This is a genomic window from Shewanella benthica KT99 (genome assembly GCF_000172075.1).
GTDB lineage: Bacteria > Pseudomonadota > Gammaproteobacteria > Enterobacterales > Shewanellaceae > Shewanella > Shewanella benthica_A.
Genome location: NZ_ABIC01000002.1, coordinates 37,822 through 53,304, shown reverse-complemented (window position 1 = coordinate 53,304; position 15,483 = coordinate 37,822). Strand labels below are relative to the sequence as shown.

The following is a 15,483-nucleotide window of genomic DNA, read 5'->3' as shown; positions in this document are numbered from 1 at the left end:
ACTCAGAAATGAGATGTGATACTTTCGTGATACTTTCTTATCCAACTTGTGATTAAGTCGCGACAACCCGGTGATATCACTTTGTAACAATCAAATGATACCTAATCGATTCGTCTACAAGGAGATACACCATGAATCTACACCACGCCACTCGCCTGTTAATACTCGGCAGTATCATGAGCATTCCAGTCTCTGCCGCCGATTTAGAGATAAGCATCACCAACTTGACCCATGGCAACCACTTTACCCCGATCCTCATCACAGCCCATGATGATGCCAGTCATCTTTTCCAATCAGGTGAGATGGCCAGTCCCGCGCTGCAGAAAATGGCAGAGGGAGGAGACATTGCTGACTTAGCCGCTGCAGCGATGGGCAACAATGAGATAAGGGTGGAGAATCCGGCCATGGGACTCTTAGCAGCGGGGGCTAAAACCCGCGGCATAATGCTAGATACCCAGACTATGACCCATCTGTCGATAGTCGCTATGGTGTTACCGACAAACGATGCATTCATCGGCTTAGACGCATGGGAGATACCTACAACGGCGGGCACCTATACCCTTAACCTCAATGCTTATGATGCTGGCACCGAAGCGAACGATGAAATCATTAATGGCGGCGGCATGCCAGGTACACCGGGGATCCCGGCAGCACCTGGAGGCGATGGCGGCACCAATGGCACCGGAGTCATGGACAGCAGCAGTAATACCAAGGTCCATATCCATCCGGGAGTATTAGGCGATACCGACACAGCAGGTGGCATGAGCGACCTAGATAGTCGCATCCACAGATGGCTGAACCCGGTCGCAAGAGTCGTCGTGGTCGTTAAATAAGGGGCTAAATCATGAGCATAATTAAAAAAATAACCCATAAGCGACTCACTGCATCTATGGTGATCGCCACCCTGTTTACTCTGAGTGCATGTTCAGATAATGACAATGACTCCATGGATGCACCCGAACCGCCACCGGTTCCGACCCAAGATTATCGAGTCACAGTGACCAACTTGACTGCCAATCAACCCATGTCTCCCATTGCCTTAATACGACATCAGGCAGACATGACAGCATGGCAAACAGGCGGGGCAGCGAGTCTTCCTCTGGAAACCTTAGCCGAGTCTGGTGATAGCTCAGGCTTTGCCGATATAGAGGGCGTCGATGCACTCATCAAGGGGCAGGGAATTTTAGCCCCTGGAATGAAGGAGAGTATCGAGCTCAAGCTTAGCCCGGATGAGGTCGCCTCAATCTCGGTGCTAACCATGTTAGTTAATACCAATGACGCCTTCGCCGGACTCAATAGCGTGTCTCTGGTGGACCTAGCGATAAACGCCACTGTGACATTCAACTCCATCGCCTACGATGCAGGCACCGAAGCTAACTCGGAAGCCAAGGGGACCATTCCCGGGCCTGCGGACGGTGGAGAAGGATTTAATGCCACGCGAGACGATGTCGATAGGGTTCATGCTCATCCTGGTGTCATCAGCGCCGACGATGGATTAGCAAATTCGGTATTATCTGCCTCCCATAGGTTCGATAATCCTGTTCTGACTATCTCAATCAAACGACTGAGATAAACACGACAAGATAATTGTTCGAAATAAATACCGCCCGAATCAGGTCTATTGATTTACGGATCTGCTTTGGGTGACTCGAGATGAATGGAACACAGAAGGTATTGGGTGAACACTACAGCCAGCACATATTAATCGTGGAAGATGAGCCGGATCTGGCTAACTTGATCAAGCTCAATCTCAATACCTTAAGCTATGGCGTGTCCCATAGCACCACATTGAAACATTAGCGGTAAAGCAATTTGATCTCATTCTTATCGATCGCATGCTTCCCGACGGAGATGGCATCATGTTATGTCAGCAGCTCAGAGAGTCGGGCCAAACGGTGCCATGCATGATGTTGACGGCTAAAGATTCTGAGACCGATATCGTACTCGGATTAGAAGCGGGAGCAGATGACTACTTAGTTAAACCATTCAGTGTCTTAGAATTGAGAGCTAGGGTAAGAGCCTTGCTGCGCAGGAGTCACCAGAGAGAAGATCAGCAAGAATCACGGCTGGAGTTCTATGGTATTACGATTAACTGTACCACACGAGAAGTGATTGCCTTCGATACTAGCTTGGAGCTCACAGCCAGAGAGTTTGATCTCTTGCTGTTTATGGCTAAGCATCCCAAGCAAGTTTTCAGCCGCATGCAGCTGCTCGAAGCCGTGTGGGGTTACTCATATAGCGGATATGAACATACGGTCAATAGTCATATTAACCGCCTGAGAGCCAAATTATCCCATTGTGCATCGACTGCCGATCTGGTGAAAACCGTTTGGGGAGTTGGATATAAATTCTCACCACCAACCCAAGCCATAAACCATTAATGAATCTGGATGATGAGCTCGATAAACGGGTGAATCGATCTAAGGGCTAGACCATGAAAAGTTTATTTAGCCGACTGCTGTTGTCGGCAAGTGTGATTGTTTTCATCTTAATAGTCGCGGTTTGGCAATGGTTTCAATTCAGCCAAGACTTTAGCCGTAATCAAGTACAGCAGCCTCTGCACCAAGAATTAGCCCTGCATATGGCACACATCAACCCCTTGCTGTCTCAAGGGATCACCTCAGATGCGGCATTAAAAGAAGCCTTTCATGACTTCATGCTTCTGGCACCAAGTTTCGAGATTTACACCTTAGACATTCAAGGCAATGTCATCGCCTATGATGCAAACCAAGAGAAAATAAAACGCCCACAGGTATCGACTCAGCCCATAGAGGCCTTTATCGAAGGCGGTGAACTGCCAATTAAAGGCATGGATCCTAGATCACTCGATAGCAGCAAGCGAGACATGATTTCATGCTGCATCTATCACATGATCTTAAGACCCCGCTCACTTCGCTACAGGGATATATCGATACCTGGCTATTACTGCCTGCCAATGAACGCAGCAGTGATCTCATCGAAGTTGCCGCCAATTCGGGAAAGTATATACAGCAACTTCTGAGTCAGATGTTGGAGCTAGCGGCACTGGAAAACGGCCAGATAACGCCTGACCTTAAAGAGACCAAACTGAGTTTATTGCTAGAAGAATTAAAACAATACTTTGCCCCCCGCGCCAATACACAGAAGGTGCAGCTCGACTTCGAAGTAGACCAGAACCTATCAATTATCACCGATCCGCAGATATTGATGCGAGTCCTGTCTAACCTGGTCGATAATGCGATTCGTTATACGCCAACGGGCGGCATCATAAGTATCAAGTTGAGCGCCGCCAACTCAAGCCCGAAAGGTCGAGGTCATCAAGGTATCTGGCTCAGCGTATCCGATAACGGCTCTGGCATGCATAAACATGAGCTGCAGGCACTGCAACCGATGCGTAATAAACCTCGCTTTAAACGTGATGATATCTTGCCTCAACTCGGAGTAGGACTGGCGATAGTGAGGCAGTTACTAGGCCTGCTGGAGTGCAATATCGACATTGATAGCACCCCGGGAGAGGGCAGCTGCTTCCAGATAGAGTTGCAGAAGATTTAGTCTAGGTTTGAGTTTGATAAATATAAATGACAGAGCAAAAAAAGACCCGCCTGTAGGCGAGTCTTGTCGAATAACTTATCGCTAATGACTTATCGACAAGCGCTTAGCTATAAGCTACTTATGGTATTGAGCCGACAGCTCATGTACAGACTTGATAAATGCACCAGCATGCTCAGGATCGACATGTTGATGGATACCATGGCCTAAGTTAAATACATGGCCAGTTCCTTCGCCGTAGCTGGCAAGGATTTGATCCACTTCTTGATGAATACGCTCAGGTGAAGCATAGAGTACCGAAGGATCCATGTTGCCCTGGAGCGCGACTTTATCACCGACACGACGACGTGCGTCACCGATATCTACGGTCCAATCCAGACCCAGTGCATCACAGCCAGTCTCGGCCATAGACTCTAACCATAGACCGCCACCCTTAGTGAACAGGGTAATAGGAACCTGACGACCGTCTGCATGACGAGTCAGGCCGTCGACGATCTTCTGCATATAACGCAGTGAAAATTCACGGTAGGCATGGTGAGACAGTGCGCCGCCCCAAGAATCGAAAATCATCAAAGATTGAGCACCGTTAGCGACTTGTGCATTCAGATACAGGATCACAGAATCGGCAAGCTTATCTAACAACATGTGCAGTGTGGCAGGCTCTTCGTAGGCCATCTTCTTGATCTTTTCAAACGTCTTGCTCGAACCACCCTCAACCATGTAAGTGGCAAGTGTCCAAGGAGAGCCAGAAAAACCAATCAGCGGAACTTCACCCTTAAGCTCACGACGAATAGTGCTTACTGCACGCATCACATAACCTAGCTCATCTTCAGGATCTGGAATAGATAGCTTCCTGATGGCATCGATAGTGTCGGTCGGACGCTGGAAACGCGGGCCTTCGCCAGTCTCGAAATATAGACCTAAACCCATTGCATCTGGAATAGTCAGAATATCAGAGAATAAGATAGCGGCATCTAAATCATAACGACGTAGTGGCTGTAACGTCACTTCACAAGCCAGATCCTTATCCCGACAAAGAGACATGAAGTCACCGGCCTGAGCGCGGATGGCTTTATACTCTGGCAGATAACGGCCAGCTTGACGCATCATCCAAACAGGAGTTCTGTCGACAGGTTGTTGCAATAACGCACGTAAATAACGATCATTCTTTAGTTCTGCCATTTGGCTTGATTCCTAAACTTATAGTGATATCCGCTTGGGTCGCTAGTTTAGCATTTACGTTAATAAAGTAACCTTAATCTGAGTATTTATGTGACAAGGCCCCCCCAGATACTGCCCCCCTATAAGTCGCCTCGGTGCACTCTCAGTGTCATAAAGTAAAATATCCTGACAAAAAATAGTGTAATGTTCTCAATTTGACAAAAAAAGGTTGCACACATCCTCAGCCTTTGGTATAAAAAGTCTGCGCTAGCAAGAACAATCAAGAAGCTCGTCGCATCGAGCCTGCAAAACCTTTACTCGCCCAGCGATAGATTTCTATCGCTGGGCATTTTATTTTCTAGGGGATTCAACTCTCTATCTCACTTAGTTTTCTGTATACAAAACAGCCAGCTTAACTATTTACGAATATCTCACTTATATCAGCGAAAATGGTTGATCAACACCCTGTTTGTCACCTACATTAGAAGTCAGAGATGCACTTTAAAACGGGAACTATCATGTTAAAACAACTCGAAAAAGCTGAAAAAAAGTGGGGTGGCTCTAACACTCTTATCGATCATTGGCTTAATAATCGCCGCCAACTTCTGATCAACTATTGCCAAATTGCCGGTATCCCGCCCTATGAATCGACTGAAAAGGCACTTCCTACCGTTAAGACAGTTAAAGAGTTTTGTGACCTGCTAATGGACTATGTCTCCGAAGGGCATTTCGAAGTCTATGATCGAGTCGTCACCGCATGTGAGAGGAATGGCACATCGAGTAAATCTCTGGCGCAGAATCTGGTCCCCCGCATCAGTGAAACCACAGATTCTGCCTTAGACTTCAATGAAAAGTATACCGAATCCGTCGATGACCAAATCCTATATCAACTCGATAAAGATCTGTCATCACTGGGTCATGCAATGGAAACCCGTTTCGAACTAGAAGATGAACTACTGGAAGTGCTACACACTAAGCACTCATAATTCTCGAAACAGATATCTGCTATGACTTATAAGTGATAAGAGCAGAGTAAGCACCAGCCAAGCTCCCCGTCTTTCTTGGCTCTCTTTTACCGTCCCTCGAGAATCACAGCTTTCGCAATACGCTAGCCGATTGATGCGTCGCCACCACCCCCAGATTAAGATAACGAGATCACCATTTGAGGTAACCAGCCCCTCAGTCGAGTTACTGGCCTATAAGGTGAATATATCTGGCCTAGAGTAATGTCCCACCACATCTAATACCCGTTTAGAGATTGCCGCCAACTTGATATCGCTCTCGGCGTAGACTTTCTGTGTTGGTTAACTCGCTTACCCTCCGCAGAAATGATGACTAGTCTTTCTTCTCTATGGTGATCTCTAATATCTTGCTGTCTGTGGCAAACCATTTCTGCACATAGAGGGTGCCAAGCACGGGTGCCTGACCCGGCTCCGGCATCTCCTGGTAGCGTACGCTATTTTTAGTCTCTTTCTCATATTCAAACTTAAGGGTTTTCTTAGTCATATTTTTTCTGATTGTCTGTACATACTTAGCTAAAGATTTTGATAAACTAACATGACAGGAATTCAAAAGCAGATTAATCAAATCTACCGTGCATGTACCCGCAGAGATCGATATCGAATTTGGTTTCATTACCTGGATAAAAAAGGCCAAGAACCAGAAACTCAGGTATTGCATCTACCATCCCGATATCCCCGATGCAGACGGCAATATCAGGCCCCCTTTCGATGGCGAGGCATACGTGAAAGAAAACGATTGGAAATTCTATCTCGGCGATACCATCTGGGCACCGGCGCACAATAAAGTCGGCAGATGGCGCATGACCTTAGAGCTTAAAGGCAAGGTCATAGCCGAGAAGACCTTCAAGGTACACACCACAGATAATAAGCCGCCGCAAGAAGATACTGAGTCCCAAATGACCCCCGAGGCAGCAAAGGTCGCTTCATTTTGGAAAAAACGCGGACTTTAAACAATAGGAACCCTAGGGTTCATCGCCCTATCAAGCTATTTCTTTCTTAAACGAAAAAAGGCTCATCATTTCTGATGAGCCTTTCGTCTTTAATATGGCGGAGGGATAGGGATTTGAACCCTAGATGGGCTATAAACCCATGCCGGTTTTCAAGACCGGTGCATTCGACCACTCTGCCATCCCTCCGAACGACGCTGATAATAGGGATTGTTAGCGTCAATGTAAAGCCATTCATGAATCAAACGACCAAAAAACAGGCCAATAAGCCATAATAACGTTTAAGCGGTTATTTTTTAAGTTGAATGGCCATAAAACAGCCTGGATTTAATGCCCCTGGATATTGTCAGGCTCATGCAGGGTGACAGGATGACCATTCACAACATCTCTAGTATTTGCACCATCACGATAAAAATACCGGCTAAAGTAGCAATGATTAATCCTGCCTGCCCACCTTTAACACGATAGCCTCCGAGACCCGTTTGCTTTCGCTGCGACACCACCATAGCCACCGGCAGAAAAATAGCTAATACGACCAAGGAAAATGCCGCATAGCCTAGTGCCACAATAAAGCCGCGGGGATAGAACATGGCAAATCCAAGCGGGGGAAGAAACGTCACCAGCGCCACCAGAAGCCTGTTACTTGGCCTGGCGTTGCAATAGATCGGACATATAATCAGACAAGCCCAGACTCACACCGAGAAATGATGTCATCAGGGCCAAGTCGGCAAATATAGATACCAGGTTGGTTATCATTAGTGCATGCAGCAAATGGCTCAAGGAGCCTATTAAACCGTTAAGACTCTGGCTCTGCATAAGCTCAGCTTGTGATAATACCCCCTGACTTACCACCAACCACAGCAAATAAACCACCAGAGGTATGGCTGAACCAACAACCATCACCAACACCAAGCCCTTAGGCTCTTTACCCAAGTAACGCACGATGGACGGAATAGATCCATGAAAACCAAAGGAAGTAAAAATCACCGGCAGTGCTGCCATGATGACCCCCTAGTGTACGGGTAACTCAAGCAAATAATCCAGCGATACCTTAGGCATCAAAAGAACTAAGATTATCACCAAGGCGATGAGTTTTAAGGTAAACAGGCTACGATTGATTATGTCTACCGATCCGGTCCCTAGGGTAACCACGCTGCCAATAACTAAGGTGAAAATAAATACACTGGTAGCGAATCGGTTCGAGCCGGGATAATTATCCCGACCCGGTATCATGCTGCAAGCCTTAGTTCGGCGCTAATAGCAGATGTTGCAATTCCAACAATGAACTCACCTGATAATGAGGATTGATCCCGGCTGGCACATCTCGCCCATCACTGTTTAGCCAGCAGGTATCTAACCCGGCATTCAAACCACCTTGTATATCTGAATGTGGGTTATCGCCCACCATCAATACCTTATCTCTCGGTGGGTGCTGCATATGAGTGAGAGCATGCTCAAAAATCGCCACATTAGGTTTTGCGACGCCCACTTGCTCAGAGATAACCACAGGGGAAAAACACTCCAATAAGCCAGTACGTTGTAGGCGTATGGTCTGCAGTTCGGTGAAGCCATTGGTGATAATCCCCATTTCGACTCGGCCCGTTAATGCATGGATCAACTCTCTGGCACCGGGTAACAGGCTACAGATATCCGCCATAGCGGCTAAGAAACCGCTATTGAGCTCTTGAGTCGTCACCGCCAACTTCGCCGCCCAAGAATCGAAGCGGGTATTTTGTAACTCCAAGGCGGTGATATTGCCATCTTGATACTCTACCCACAGCGGCTTATTCACCTCTTGATATACCTGAAAATCAGTTAAGGTAAAGTCGACACCAAACTTCGAAAACATCAGCTGTAAGCCTTTGAAGGCATCGAAATGAAACAAAGTTTCATCGGCATCAAATAAGATCCATTGGTACTTCATGGTATTACTCACTCCAGATAAATCTAATTGCAGTAAATGCTCAGCGCCAGGAAAGCAAAGCATTCATAATGCGCCGACAATAATCTGCCAATACTCGTGTGTCAAACTTGTCCTCACAGGCTTTTCCTACGCTCATTTCGAGCAATAGAACAAAGATATCCAGATAAAGCCGAATAGTACAGGAGGAGGCTTAGTGCTCGACCTGCATCGATAATGGACATACTTGATGAGTAAAAAGCACCTTGTAATGTACCTCTTGCATGGTGCGATACTGACAAATGAGTACTGTTCCATCGACTGCTGATTTTACTAGTTGTGCGGTAACCGCAGTTTGAGTCGAGGCGAATACCAGGCTGAACCTCCACTTAACAAGGGGTGAGCTATATCAGTCAGTATCAAGAGGATGAATTTACCGTCAATCATTATGAGAGTTGGCAGGCTCATAGACAAGAATGCTATTGCAACTCTCTATAGGTCTCAGTGTTCCAATCGAACACATATTCGACGCCTTGCCATTCATAGATGGTGCGACCATCTCTTTGTATGACGCGGGCATTTTCAGCTAGGCTTTTCAAACCGGATGCGTATTGCACACCGGTGGTGACTCGCACAGGTGCAGAGATAGCTTTTACTGGAGTGGGCTGTCTTTTTACCGCTCGGCGCTCATTATAATAGTAGCTATCATAACGATCATAACGTTCATAACGATAGGGATAACGCCAACTGTTACGCCAATAAGGACGGTACCAGCTATTATTCCAACCATGGCTCAAGGAGTGATTACTCCAGTAAGGTGAGCCTGTTCCTATGCCGACACCGATTCCAGTGCCCCAACTACTGCTCCAGGTAGGCTGAACCCAGACATTGCTGCTCCAATTGAAGCGATCACTGGCTTGCACACCTAAGCTGGCAAGAGGCAGCAAAGCAGACAGCATGATAGCCTGCCCTATACGAGTGATTCTAGCCATTACCGCCTCCAAAACTCAGCCTTTGATAGCGTAAAAACTTAGTTCACTCTCTATAATAGACCGATTGAAGCGCTAATTAAACGTCAGCATAATTTACCCCTGACTTAACTCATTATTATCTTCCTCTATATAAAGTTAAGCAGTTAAACATGCGTACTAAAAATGCTATAGTGCGCGCCATATCACATTTTTTATGGCAGCAATAATCAATGAGTTTTAAGGATCTGCGCAGTTTTATCGCACACCTGGAAAGCCAGGGTGAACTAAAGCGTATCAGCCATCCCGTCGACCCTCACCTTGAGATGACGGAGATTTGCGACCGAGTGCTTCGTGCTAAAGGTCCTGCTCTGCTGTTCGAGAACCCGGTCGGCAACGAGATGCCTGTGCTGGCTAACCTTTTCGGCACCCCTAAACGTGTCGCCATGGCACTGGGTAAAGATGATCCTCTGGCACTGCGTGAAGTCGGTGAGCTGCTGGCTTTCCTTAAAGAACCTGAACCACCTCGCGGCTTCAAGGATGCGATATCTAAGATCCCTAAATTCAAGCAAGCCTTGAACATGCCACCTAAGACGGTGCGTAATCCTCCTTGTCAGCAAGTGATAAAAACAGGTGATGACGTTGACCTGACTAAACTGCCAATTCAACACTGTTGGCCCGGAGATGCAGCCCCTCTGGTGACTTGGGGATTGACCATCACAAAGGGGCCCCGCAAAGAACGGCAGAACCTGGGTATTTACCGCCAACAACTGCTGGGTAAAAATAAGTTAATCATGCGCTGGCTAGATCATCGCGGTGGCGCATTAGACTTTAAAGATTTTAAAGAGAAACACCCAGGTGAACGCTACCCAGTTGTAGTGGCATTAGGTGCAGATCCGGTAACTATCTTAGCCGCTGTCACACCAGTACCCGATTCCATGAGTGAATATGCCTTCGCAGGCTTGCTCCGCGGCGCACGTACCCAAGTCTGCAAAGCCTTAAGCTGTGACTTAGAAGTGCCCGCCACCAGCGAAATCATCTTAGAAGGTTATATCGACCCTGAAGAGATGGCCGAAGAAGGCCCCTATGGCGATCATACGGGATATTACAACGAGACCGACAAGTTCCCTGTCTTCACCGTGACTCATATCACCCACAGAAAAGATGCCATCTACCATAGCACCTACACAGGCCGTCCACCGGATGAGCCAGCCATGTTAGGTGTCGCACTCAACGAAATATTTGTGCCGATCCTGCGCAAGCAGTACCCGGAGATCATCGATTTCTATCTGCCACCCGAAGGATGCTCCTATCGCATGGCAGTGATATCTATCCGTAAGGAGTACCCCGGCCATGCTAAGCGCGTGATGATGGGCGCCTGGTCCTTCCTGCGTCAGTTTATGTATACCAAGTTCATCATAGTCGTGGACGAAGATGTTAACTGCCGTGATTGGAACGATGTCATCTGGGCGATAACGACTCGTATGGATCCGAAACGCGATACTGTGATGATAGAGAATACACCTATCGACTATCTAGATTTTGCCTCCCCCGTTGCCGGCCTAGGCTCTAAGATGGGCATGGACGCAACCAACAAGTGGCCAGGCGAAACCGATCGTGAATGGGGTACCCCAATCACCATGGATAAAGCGGTAAAACAAAAAGTCGATGATATGTGGGCCGACTTAGGTTTAGACCCTTAGTTTTAGACCCTTAGGTTTAGACCCTTAGGTTTAGATACTTAGGTTTAGATAAGTAAGTTTATAGACTAGAGTTTACAGACTTGGGCTTCGAACCAGGCTTCTGCCACGCTGGCTATTTCCCGCTTAACCTGCCGGAAATGACTATGATTAATGTATCTGTTTTAACTTGGTTCTGCAGCAAGTGCTCTGAACCACTTTAAACTATTAACTTTCAACTATTAAATAGTAAAGCTCCCACAGAGGGGTTCGAAAAGGACGTTAGATGAACACCATAAGCTGTACAATCGAAACTGTTACCCCATTCAATGATGCGGTTTATCAAATCATGCTAAAACCTGAAACAGCGTTCGACTTCAACGCTGGTCAGTACCTCTGTGTTGTCATGGGTGAGCAAGATAAACGTCCATTCTCAATCGCTTCGGCACCAAATTCAGCACTTATCGAACTGCATATCGGCGCTGCGGTCAGCGAAAGCTACCCTATGCAAGTGGTCGAGCGCATGAAAGAGTGCTTGGCAAACGGTATTAAAATTGAAATTGAAGTCCCAGGCGGTGAGGCTCACCTGCGCCACGAGAGCCTGCGTCCAAGATTATTGATCGCCGGTGGTACTGGATTCTCTTACATCAAGAGTATCGTCGAGCAGCAGATAGCACTCGGACAGAAGATCGAAACCACTCTTTATTGGGGTTGTCGTAACGCCGGTGCCATGTATTACGAAACGATTGCCCGTGAGTGGCATGATGCCCATCCTTGGTTGCATTTCGTTCCTGTGCTCGAAGAAGCTGGCGGAGATTGGAAAGGCAAGAAGGCTAACCTGTTAGCCCAGATCAAGGCCGATTTCGTTAGCCTACATGGCTATGATATCTATATTGCCGGCCGTTTCGACATGGTGGGTGCAGCCAGAGAAGTCTTCCGCGCCATAGGTGTAGAGGAAGAACATCTCTACGGCGATGCGTTTGCGTTTATAAAATAAGTCATCAGTTCCTAGGTTCTAGCACCTAGGAACTTTTTTCAACTCAACCAATTGAATATTCTACGTTTATTATTCAGCCCTTCGATACTCTAAAATATCCCCAGGCTGACAATTGAGGTATGCGCAGATATTGGCTAAGGTCTCGAAACGTACCCCTTTCACCCTGCCTCTCTTTAGCAGGGAAAGGTTGGCCTCGGTGATGCCGATAGCCTTTGCTAGTTCCTTCGAACTCACCTTACGTACCGCCATCATCACATCTAAATTTACGATTATTTGCATAATTTTCGGATCCAACGCACTAAAATTAATACTTAGATAAACTCTTTGTTTTCGGCTTCGATCTCTTTGGCGGCCTTCAACAAGTAAACGATCAGCAGCATCAACAAGAGGGTGGTGATGTTACCAAATTCAAGCCCGAGTTCTATGCTGGTGTGTTCGAAAAATTGTTTATGATAATAGCCAGTCGCCAGTTGTTGAACGATATCCAGCACTATATCGAACAGCTTCAACCATATTAACCAGAGATAACAACGCATCGCCTCATTACCAAAAACTGTCCCTGCTGAAAGTGACTCAACAGACGTTGCAACCAATAAACCCCCATCAATAGCGGCGTCTGAATGGCCAACAGCACACCATGGCTAGCACCGTCATGATACCAAAGGTCGAAAAACAACATACTCGTCTCGAAACGTATTTCATCCAGCACCAGGTAGCTATAACCCAGATATACCACCACAGCAGCCGTAGCCACTAATACCAATACCCTGAAAAAACCGCTGATCTTCATCAACTTCTGCATGCTCGCGTTCATTGCCACAATTATTCCCTTATCTCGATTCCCCTAGATTATATCAGACAGAAACATTTCATTGTGAAAAAACATTTAATTATCGTTTTGCAATAATTAATTTATGTATTAGATTGATTGGAAATTAATGGATAACTGATTTGTTGATAAAGCAGATAGGCATCTGAGCTGTTATTTAGAGGAATGAACGATGAAGACACATAAGATTTTACCTAGCCTACTCTCGACAGCGCTCGCCGCTAGCTTGTTTATAACCGGCTGCTCGCAGACCCCTTCACCAACCAGCTTGTCAGCTCAGGTCGCCGACCAAGATCAAAGTCAGCAAGTTCAACTACTGCCTGTTGAAGCCTATTTCAACGAACAAGGGATCAGCGGACTCAAGAGTTCCAGTGACGGCAAGTGGTTGGCCTTTTTCAAAGAGTATCAAGGCGCGAAAAACATCTATCTGATGGCAGCAGGCGCAGATTTAGATACTGCCTTGCCTATTACCACCTCAAAAGATCCGCTTAACAGCTTTCGTTGGTCACGCCAAGGCGATGAAATCTTCTTTCTTAAAGATACCGGCGGCAATGAAAACACCCAGATCTATAAGCTCTCTCTGGATACCAGTCAGCCTAAACCTGTGCCGAGCATCACAGCGCTCACCAGTAATATAGACATCCGATATGACCTGCTCAAACAGCCAAAAGATAAGCCAAACACCTTGGTGGTCATGTCGAATCAAGATAACCCGCAGCAGATGGATCTCTTTCGCCTGAATATCGATTCCGCAAAAATAACTAATATTTTTTCCAACACCTATGGCTTCTCTTCCATAGAGACAAACCAACGAGGCGTGCCGGTACTCGGCACCAGCAGTAACCCAGACAATACCTCCGATCTCTACGCCAAAATTGATGGCAAATGGACTAGCCTGATCAAGACCCAGTTTGGTGAAGACATAGATATTCTTAGCTTTGATGAAGATAATAACTTGGCCTATCTGCGTGCCAACATTCAAGGTCGAGACAAGCTGCAACTGCTACGCCTCAATATGACCACAGGTAAAATTGTCACCCTGCATCAAGATCCTCAGGATGAATCTGATGTCTATGATGTGCTCTTTAACGATGAAGGTGCGCCACTTGCGGTCTCCTATTATGGCGGTCGTTTACGCACCTACCCGCTGGATGATACCTTTGCCGGCAACTGGCAAAAGATTAACGACCACTTCACCCAAGATGTGGAAATAACCATCACAGATAGAAACGAGAAAACCGGTCTGTGGCAGATACATGTCGCCAGCGATGTCGATATGGGTAGCGACTATCGCTTCGATGCCAAAACAGGACTGGTGAGCCTGTTACTCGAACAAGAGGCATCGATTAACCCTGAGCTACTCTCGAAACGTCAATCCATCACCTACCAGGCTCGCGATGGTGTCAACATACAAGCCTACCTGACTCTACCTAAGGGTCAGAGCAAGAATCTACCCACGATCATACTGCCTCATGGTGGCCCCTGGTCGCGTGACTACTGGACCTTAAGTTCAGGCTATTTCAACCCTATCGCTCAGTTATTAGCCAACCGAGGTTACGCCGTACTCCAGCCAAATTTTCGCGCCTCCACCGGCTTCGGTAAACGTTTCCTCAACTTAGGCAATAAGAACTGGGGCACTGGCAGCATGCAAGATGATCTTACCGATGGTGCACATTATCTTATCGACCAAGGCATTGCCGATAAGCAAAGATTAGGCATCATGGGCGCATCCTACGGTGGCTACGCCGCGCTTGCTGGCGCGACCTTTACACCGGATCTTTATCAGGCGGTGATCTCATACGTCGGGCCTTCGAGTCTTATCACTTTACTCGGGTCATTCCCGCCACATTTTCGCCCTTACCTTGGGCAATTTTATAGCGCGGTAGGCGACCCGGAAATAGCAGCCGATAGACAAGATATGCTGGCTCGTTCGCCAATCAAGTTCGTCGATCGCATCAAGGCGCCACTCATGTTAGTGCAAGGTGAGAATGACCCGAGAGTCACCCAGCTTGAGTCCGATAATATCGCGCGGGTGATGTATAAGCAGGGCTTGCCAGTAGAGTATATTCTGGCAAAAGATGAAGGCCATGGATTTAGGAAGCGCGACAATAAGCTGGCCTATATCGTCGCCATGGAACAGTTTTTCGGTAAGCACTTAGGCGGACGAGTGGATCAGGCTATCACTCCAAGCCTAGCCACTCACCTGGATACGCTCAAGGTTGATGTGAGTCGGTTATAATTTAACAAGTTCCTAGATCCCTAGATCCTAGGAACCTTCTCTTATGCATAGGTCTCGGCCGTTAAGATAATTCATCACGGTATTTTACATATCCAACTCGGCCAGTGACCGACTCAGGGACAAGCATCAATACATAAGGGGAGCTTCTGCCCTCCTTTCTTCCACGCTAGGCACTCGGTGACTTTTTTAACAATCCAAGCATCTCACTGCGGC

15 protein-coding genes, 1 tRNA gene and 3 pseudogenes are annotated in these 15,483 nt (G+C 47.0%); 9 read left to right on the top strand and 10 right to left on the bottom strand.

Annotated elements, in window-relative coordinates:
- Window positions 1-131 precede the first annotated feature (131 nt).
- From KT99_RS01000 to KT99_RS22430, 4 genes and pseudogenes are all read left to right on the top strand, one after another.
- A complete protein-coding gene (locus tag KT99_RS01000; RefSeq protein ID WP_005496065.1) occupies window positions 132-833 on the top strand; it encodes a spondin domain-containing protein in 702 nt (233 codons plus the stop codon).
- An 11-nt stretch (window positions 834-844) separates the two neighbouring features.
- Window positions 845-1,573: a spondin domain-containing protein gene (locus KT99_RS00995; RefSeq protein ID WP_005496062.1), complete on the top strand. Its 729-nt coding sequence runs from the start codon at window positions 845-847 to the stop codon at window positions 1,571-1,573.
- An 80-nt stretch (window positions 1,574-1,653) separates the two neighbouring features.
- Window positions 1,654-2,381 (top strand): annotated as a pseudogene (locus KT99_RS00990) (response regulator transcription factor).
- A 472-nt stretch (window positions 2,382-2,853) separates the two neighbouring features.
- Window positions 2,854-3,531 (top strand): sensor histidine kinase, encoded by a 678-nt coding sequence (locus KT99_RS22430; protein ID WP_232504222.1) that lies wholly within the window; start codon window positions 2,854-2,856, stop codon window positions 3,529-3,531.
- A 114-nt stretch (window positions 3,532-3,645) separates the two neighbouring features.
- Here the strand turns inward: KT99_RS22430 and hemE are convergent, their stop codons facing one another.
- The gene (hemE, locus tag KT99_RS00980) at window positions 3,646-4,710 is read right to left on the bottom strand and encodes a uroporphyrinogen decarboxylase (RefSeq protein WP_005496053.1); all 1,065 of its coding nucleotides are present in this window, start codon (window positions 4,708-4,710) and stop codon (window positions 3,646-3,648) included.
- Between the two features lie 497 nt (window positions 4,711-5,207).
- On the opposite strand from hemE, the gene KT99_RS00975 reads away from it, so the two are divergent.
- Window positions 5,208-5,675, top strand: a complete 468-nt coding sequence (locus KT99_RS00975) for an Rsd/AlgQ family anti-sigma factor (RefSeq protein WP_040571464.1) — start codon at window positions 5,208-5,210, stop codon at window positions 5,673-5,675.
- 349 nt (window positions 5,676-6,024) lie between these two features.
- Here the strand turns inward: KT99_RS00975 and KT99_RS22140 are convergent, their stop codons facing one another.
- Window positions 6,025-6,195, bottom strand: coding sequence for a hypothetical protein (locus KT99_RS22140; protein WP_005496049.1), 171 nt, complete (start codon window positions 6,193-6,195; stop codon window positions 6,025-6,027).
- Window positions 6,196-6,280: 85 nt separating this feature from the next.
- Here KT99_RS22140 and KT99_RS00970 point away from each other — a divergent pair.
- Window positions 6,281-6,661: pseudogene (locus KT99_RS00970) on the top strand (DUF3859 domain-containing protein); the annotation flags it as partial.
- Window positions 6,662-6,756: 95 nt separating this feature from the next.
- On the opposite strand, the gene KT99_RS00965 reads toward KT99_RS00970, so the two are convergent.
- The 5 genes and pseudogenes from KT99_RS00965 to KT99_RS00950 form a co-directional block, all read right to left on the bottom strand.
- A tRNA-Ser gene (locus tag KT99_RS00965) sits at window positions 6,757-6,847 on the bottom strand.
- 188 nt (window positions 6,848-7,035) lie between these two features.
- The gene (locus KT99_RS23160) at window positions 7,036-7,278 is read right to left on the bottom strand and encodes an aromatic amino acid transport family protein (RefSeq protein WP_269764030.1); all 243 of its coding nucleotides are present in this window, start codon (window positions 7,276-7,278) and stop codon (window positions 7,036-7,038) included.
- 19 nt (window positions 7,279-7,297) lie between these two features.
- Window positions 7,298-7,891: pseudogene (locus KT99_RS00960) on the bottom strand (aromatic amino acid transport family protein).
- Between the two features lie 10 nt (window positions 7,892-7,901).
- Entirely contained in the window at window positions 7,902-8,582 is a 681-nt protein-coding gene (yjjG, locus tag KT99_RS00955) for a pyrimidine 5'-nucleotidase (protein ID WP_040571463.1), read from the bottom strand.
- Window positions 8,583-9,037: 455 nt separating this feature from the next.
- Window positions 9,038-9,550, bottom strand: a complete 513-nt coding sequence (locus tag KT99_RS00950; RefSeq protein ID WP_005496035.1) for a hypothetical protein — start codon at window positions 9,548-9,550, stop codon at window positions 9,038-9,040.
- 209 nt (window positions 9,551-9,759) lie between these two features.
- Here KT99_RS00950 and ubiD point away from each other — a divergent pair, with 209 nt between their 5' ends.
- Window positions 9,760-11,229 carry a 4-hydroxy-3-polyprenylbenzoate decarboxylase gene (ubiD, locus tag KT99_RS00945; RefSeq protein WP_005496033.1) on the top strand — a complete coding sequence of 490 codons (1,470 nt, stop codon included), beginning with the start codon at window positions 9,760-9,762 and terminating at the stop codon, window positions 11,227-11,229.
- 262 nt (window positions 11,230-11,491) lie between these two features.
- Window positions 11,492-12,202 carry an NAD(P)H-flavin reductase gene (gene fre, locus KT99_RS00940; protein ID WP_005496032.1) on the top strand — a complete coding sequence of 237 codons (711 nt, stop codon included), beginning with the start codon at window positions 11,492-11,494 and terminating at the stop codon, window positions 12,200-12,202.
- A 69-nt stretch (window positions 12,203-12,271) separates the two neighbouring features.
- Here the strand turns inward: fre and KT99_RS00935 are convergent, their stop codons facing one another.
- The 3 genes from KT99_RS00935 to KT99_RS22420 are packed head-to-tail and all read right to left on the bottom strand — an operon-like array spanning window position 12,272 to window position 13,022.
- Window positions 12,272-12,481 carry a helix-turn-helix domain-containing protein gene (locus tag KT99_RS00935; protein ID WP_005496030.1) on the bottom strand — a complete coding sequence of 70 codons (210 nt, stop codon included), beginning with the start codon at window positions 12,479-12,481 and terminating at the stop codon, window positions 12,272-12,274.
- 32 nt (window positions 12,482-12,513) lie between these two features.
- Window positions 12,514-12,738, bottom strand: a complete 225-nt coding sequence (locus KT99_RS22425) for a hypothetical protein (protein WP_005496029.1) — start codon at window positions 12,736-12,738, stop codon at window positions 12,514-12,516.
- Window positions 12,717-13,022 carry a hypothetical protein gene (locus KT99_RS22420; RefSeq protein WP_005496027.1) on the bottom strand — a complete coding sequence of 102 codons (306 nt, stop codon included), beginning with the start codon at window positions 13,020-13,022 and terminating at the stop codon, window positions 12,717-12,719. The genes KT99_RS22425 and KT99_RS22420 overlap by 22 nt, the downstream gene beginning before the upstream one ends.
- A 181-nt stretch (window positions 13,023-13,203) precedes the next feature.
- On the opposite strand from KT99_RS22420, the gene KT99_RS00925 reads away from it, so the two are divergent.
- Entirely contained in the window at window positions 13,204-15,270 is a 2,067-nt protein-coding gene (locus KT99_RS00925; protein ID WP_005496026.1) for a S9 family peptidase, read from the top strand.
- The last annotated feature ends 213 nt before the right edge of the window (window positions 15,271-15,483 follow it).

Excerpts from the sequence above, each read along its gene's own strand:
- KT99_RS01000 (WP_005496065.1), top strand. The coding sequence starts at position 132 with ATGAATCTACACCACGCCACTCGCCTGTTAATACTCGGCAGTATCATG.
- yjjG (WP_040571463.1), bottom strand. The coding sequence starts at position 8,582 with ATGAAGTACCAATGGATCTTATTTGATGCCGATGAAACTTTGTTTCAT.
- hemE (WP_005496053.1), bottom strand. The coding sequence starts at position 4,710 with ATGGCAGAACTAAAGAATGATCGTTATTTACGTGCGTTATTGCAACAA.
- KT99_RS00925 (WP_005496026.1), top strand. The coding sequence starts at position 13,204 with ATGAAGACACATAAGATTTTACCTAGCCTACTCTCGACAGCGCTCGCC.
- KT99_RS22430 (WP_232504222.1), top strand. The coding sequence starts at position 2,854 with ATGCTGCATCTATCACATGATCTTAAGACCCCGCTCACTTCGCTACAG.
- KT99_RS00975 (WP_040571464.1), top strand. The coding sequence starts at position 5,208 with ATGTTAAAACAACTCGAAAAAGCTGAAAAAAAGTGGGGTGGCTCTAAC.
- ubiD (WP_005496033.1), top strand. The coding sequence starts at position 9,760 with ATGAGTTTTAAGGATCTGCGCAGTTTTATCGCACACCTGGAAAGCCAG.
- KT99_RS00935 (WP_005496030.1), bottom strand. The coding sequence starts at position 12,481 with ATGCAAATAATCGTAAATTTAGATGTGATGATGGCGGTACGTAAGGTG.
- KT99_RS00950 (WP_005496035.1), bottom strand. The coding sequence starts at position 9,550 with ATGGCTAGAATCACTCGTATAGGGCAGGCTATCATGCTGTCTGCTTTG.
- KT99_RS00995 (WP_005496062.1), top strand. The coding sequence starts at position 845 with ATGAGCATAATTAAAAAAATAACCCATAAGCGACTCACTGCATCTATG.
- KT99_RS22140 (WP_005496049.1), bottom strand. The coding sequence starts at position 6,195 with ATGACTAAGAAAACCCTTAAGTTTGAATATGAGAAAGAGACTAAAAAT.
- fre (WP_005496032.1), top strand. The coding sequence starts at position 11,492 with ATGAACACCATAAGCTGTACAATCGAAACTGTTACCCCATTCAATGAT.
- KT99_RS22425 (WP_005496029.1), bottom strand. The coding sequence starts at position 12,738 with ATGCGTTGTTATCTCTGGTTAATATGGTTGAAGCTGTTCGATATAGTG.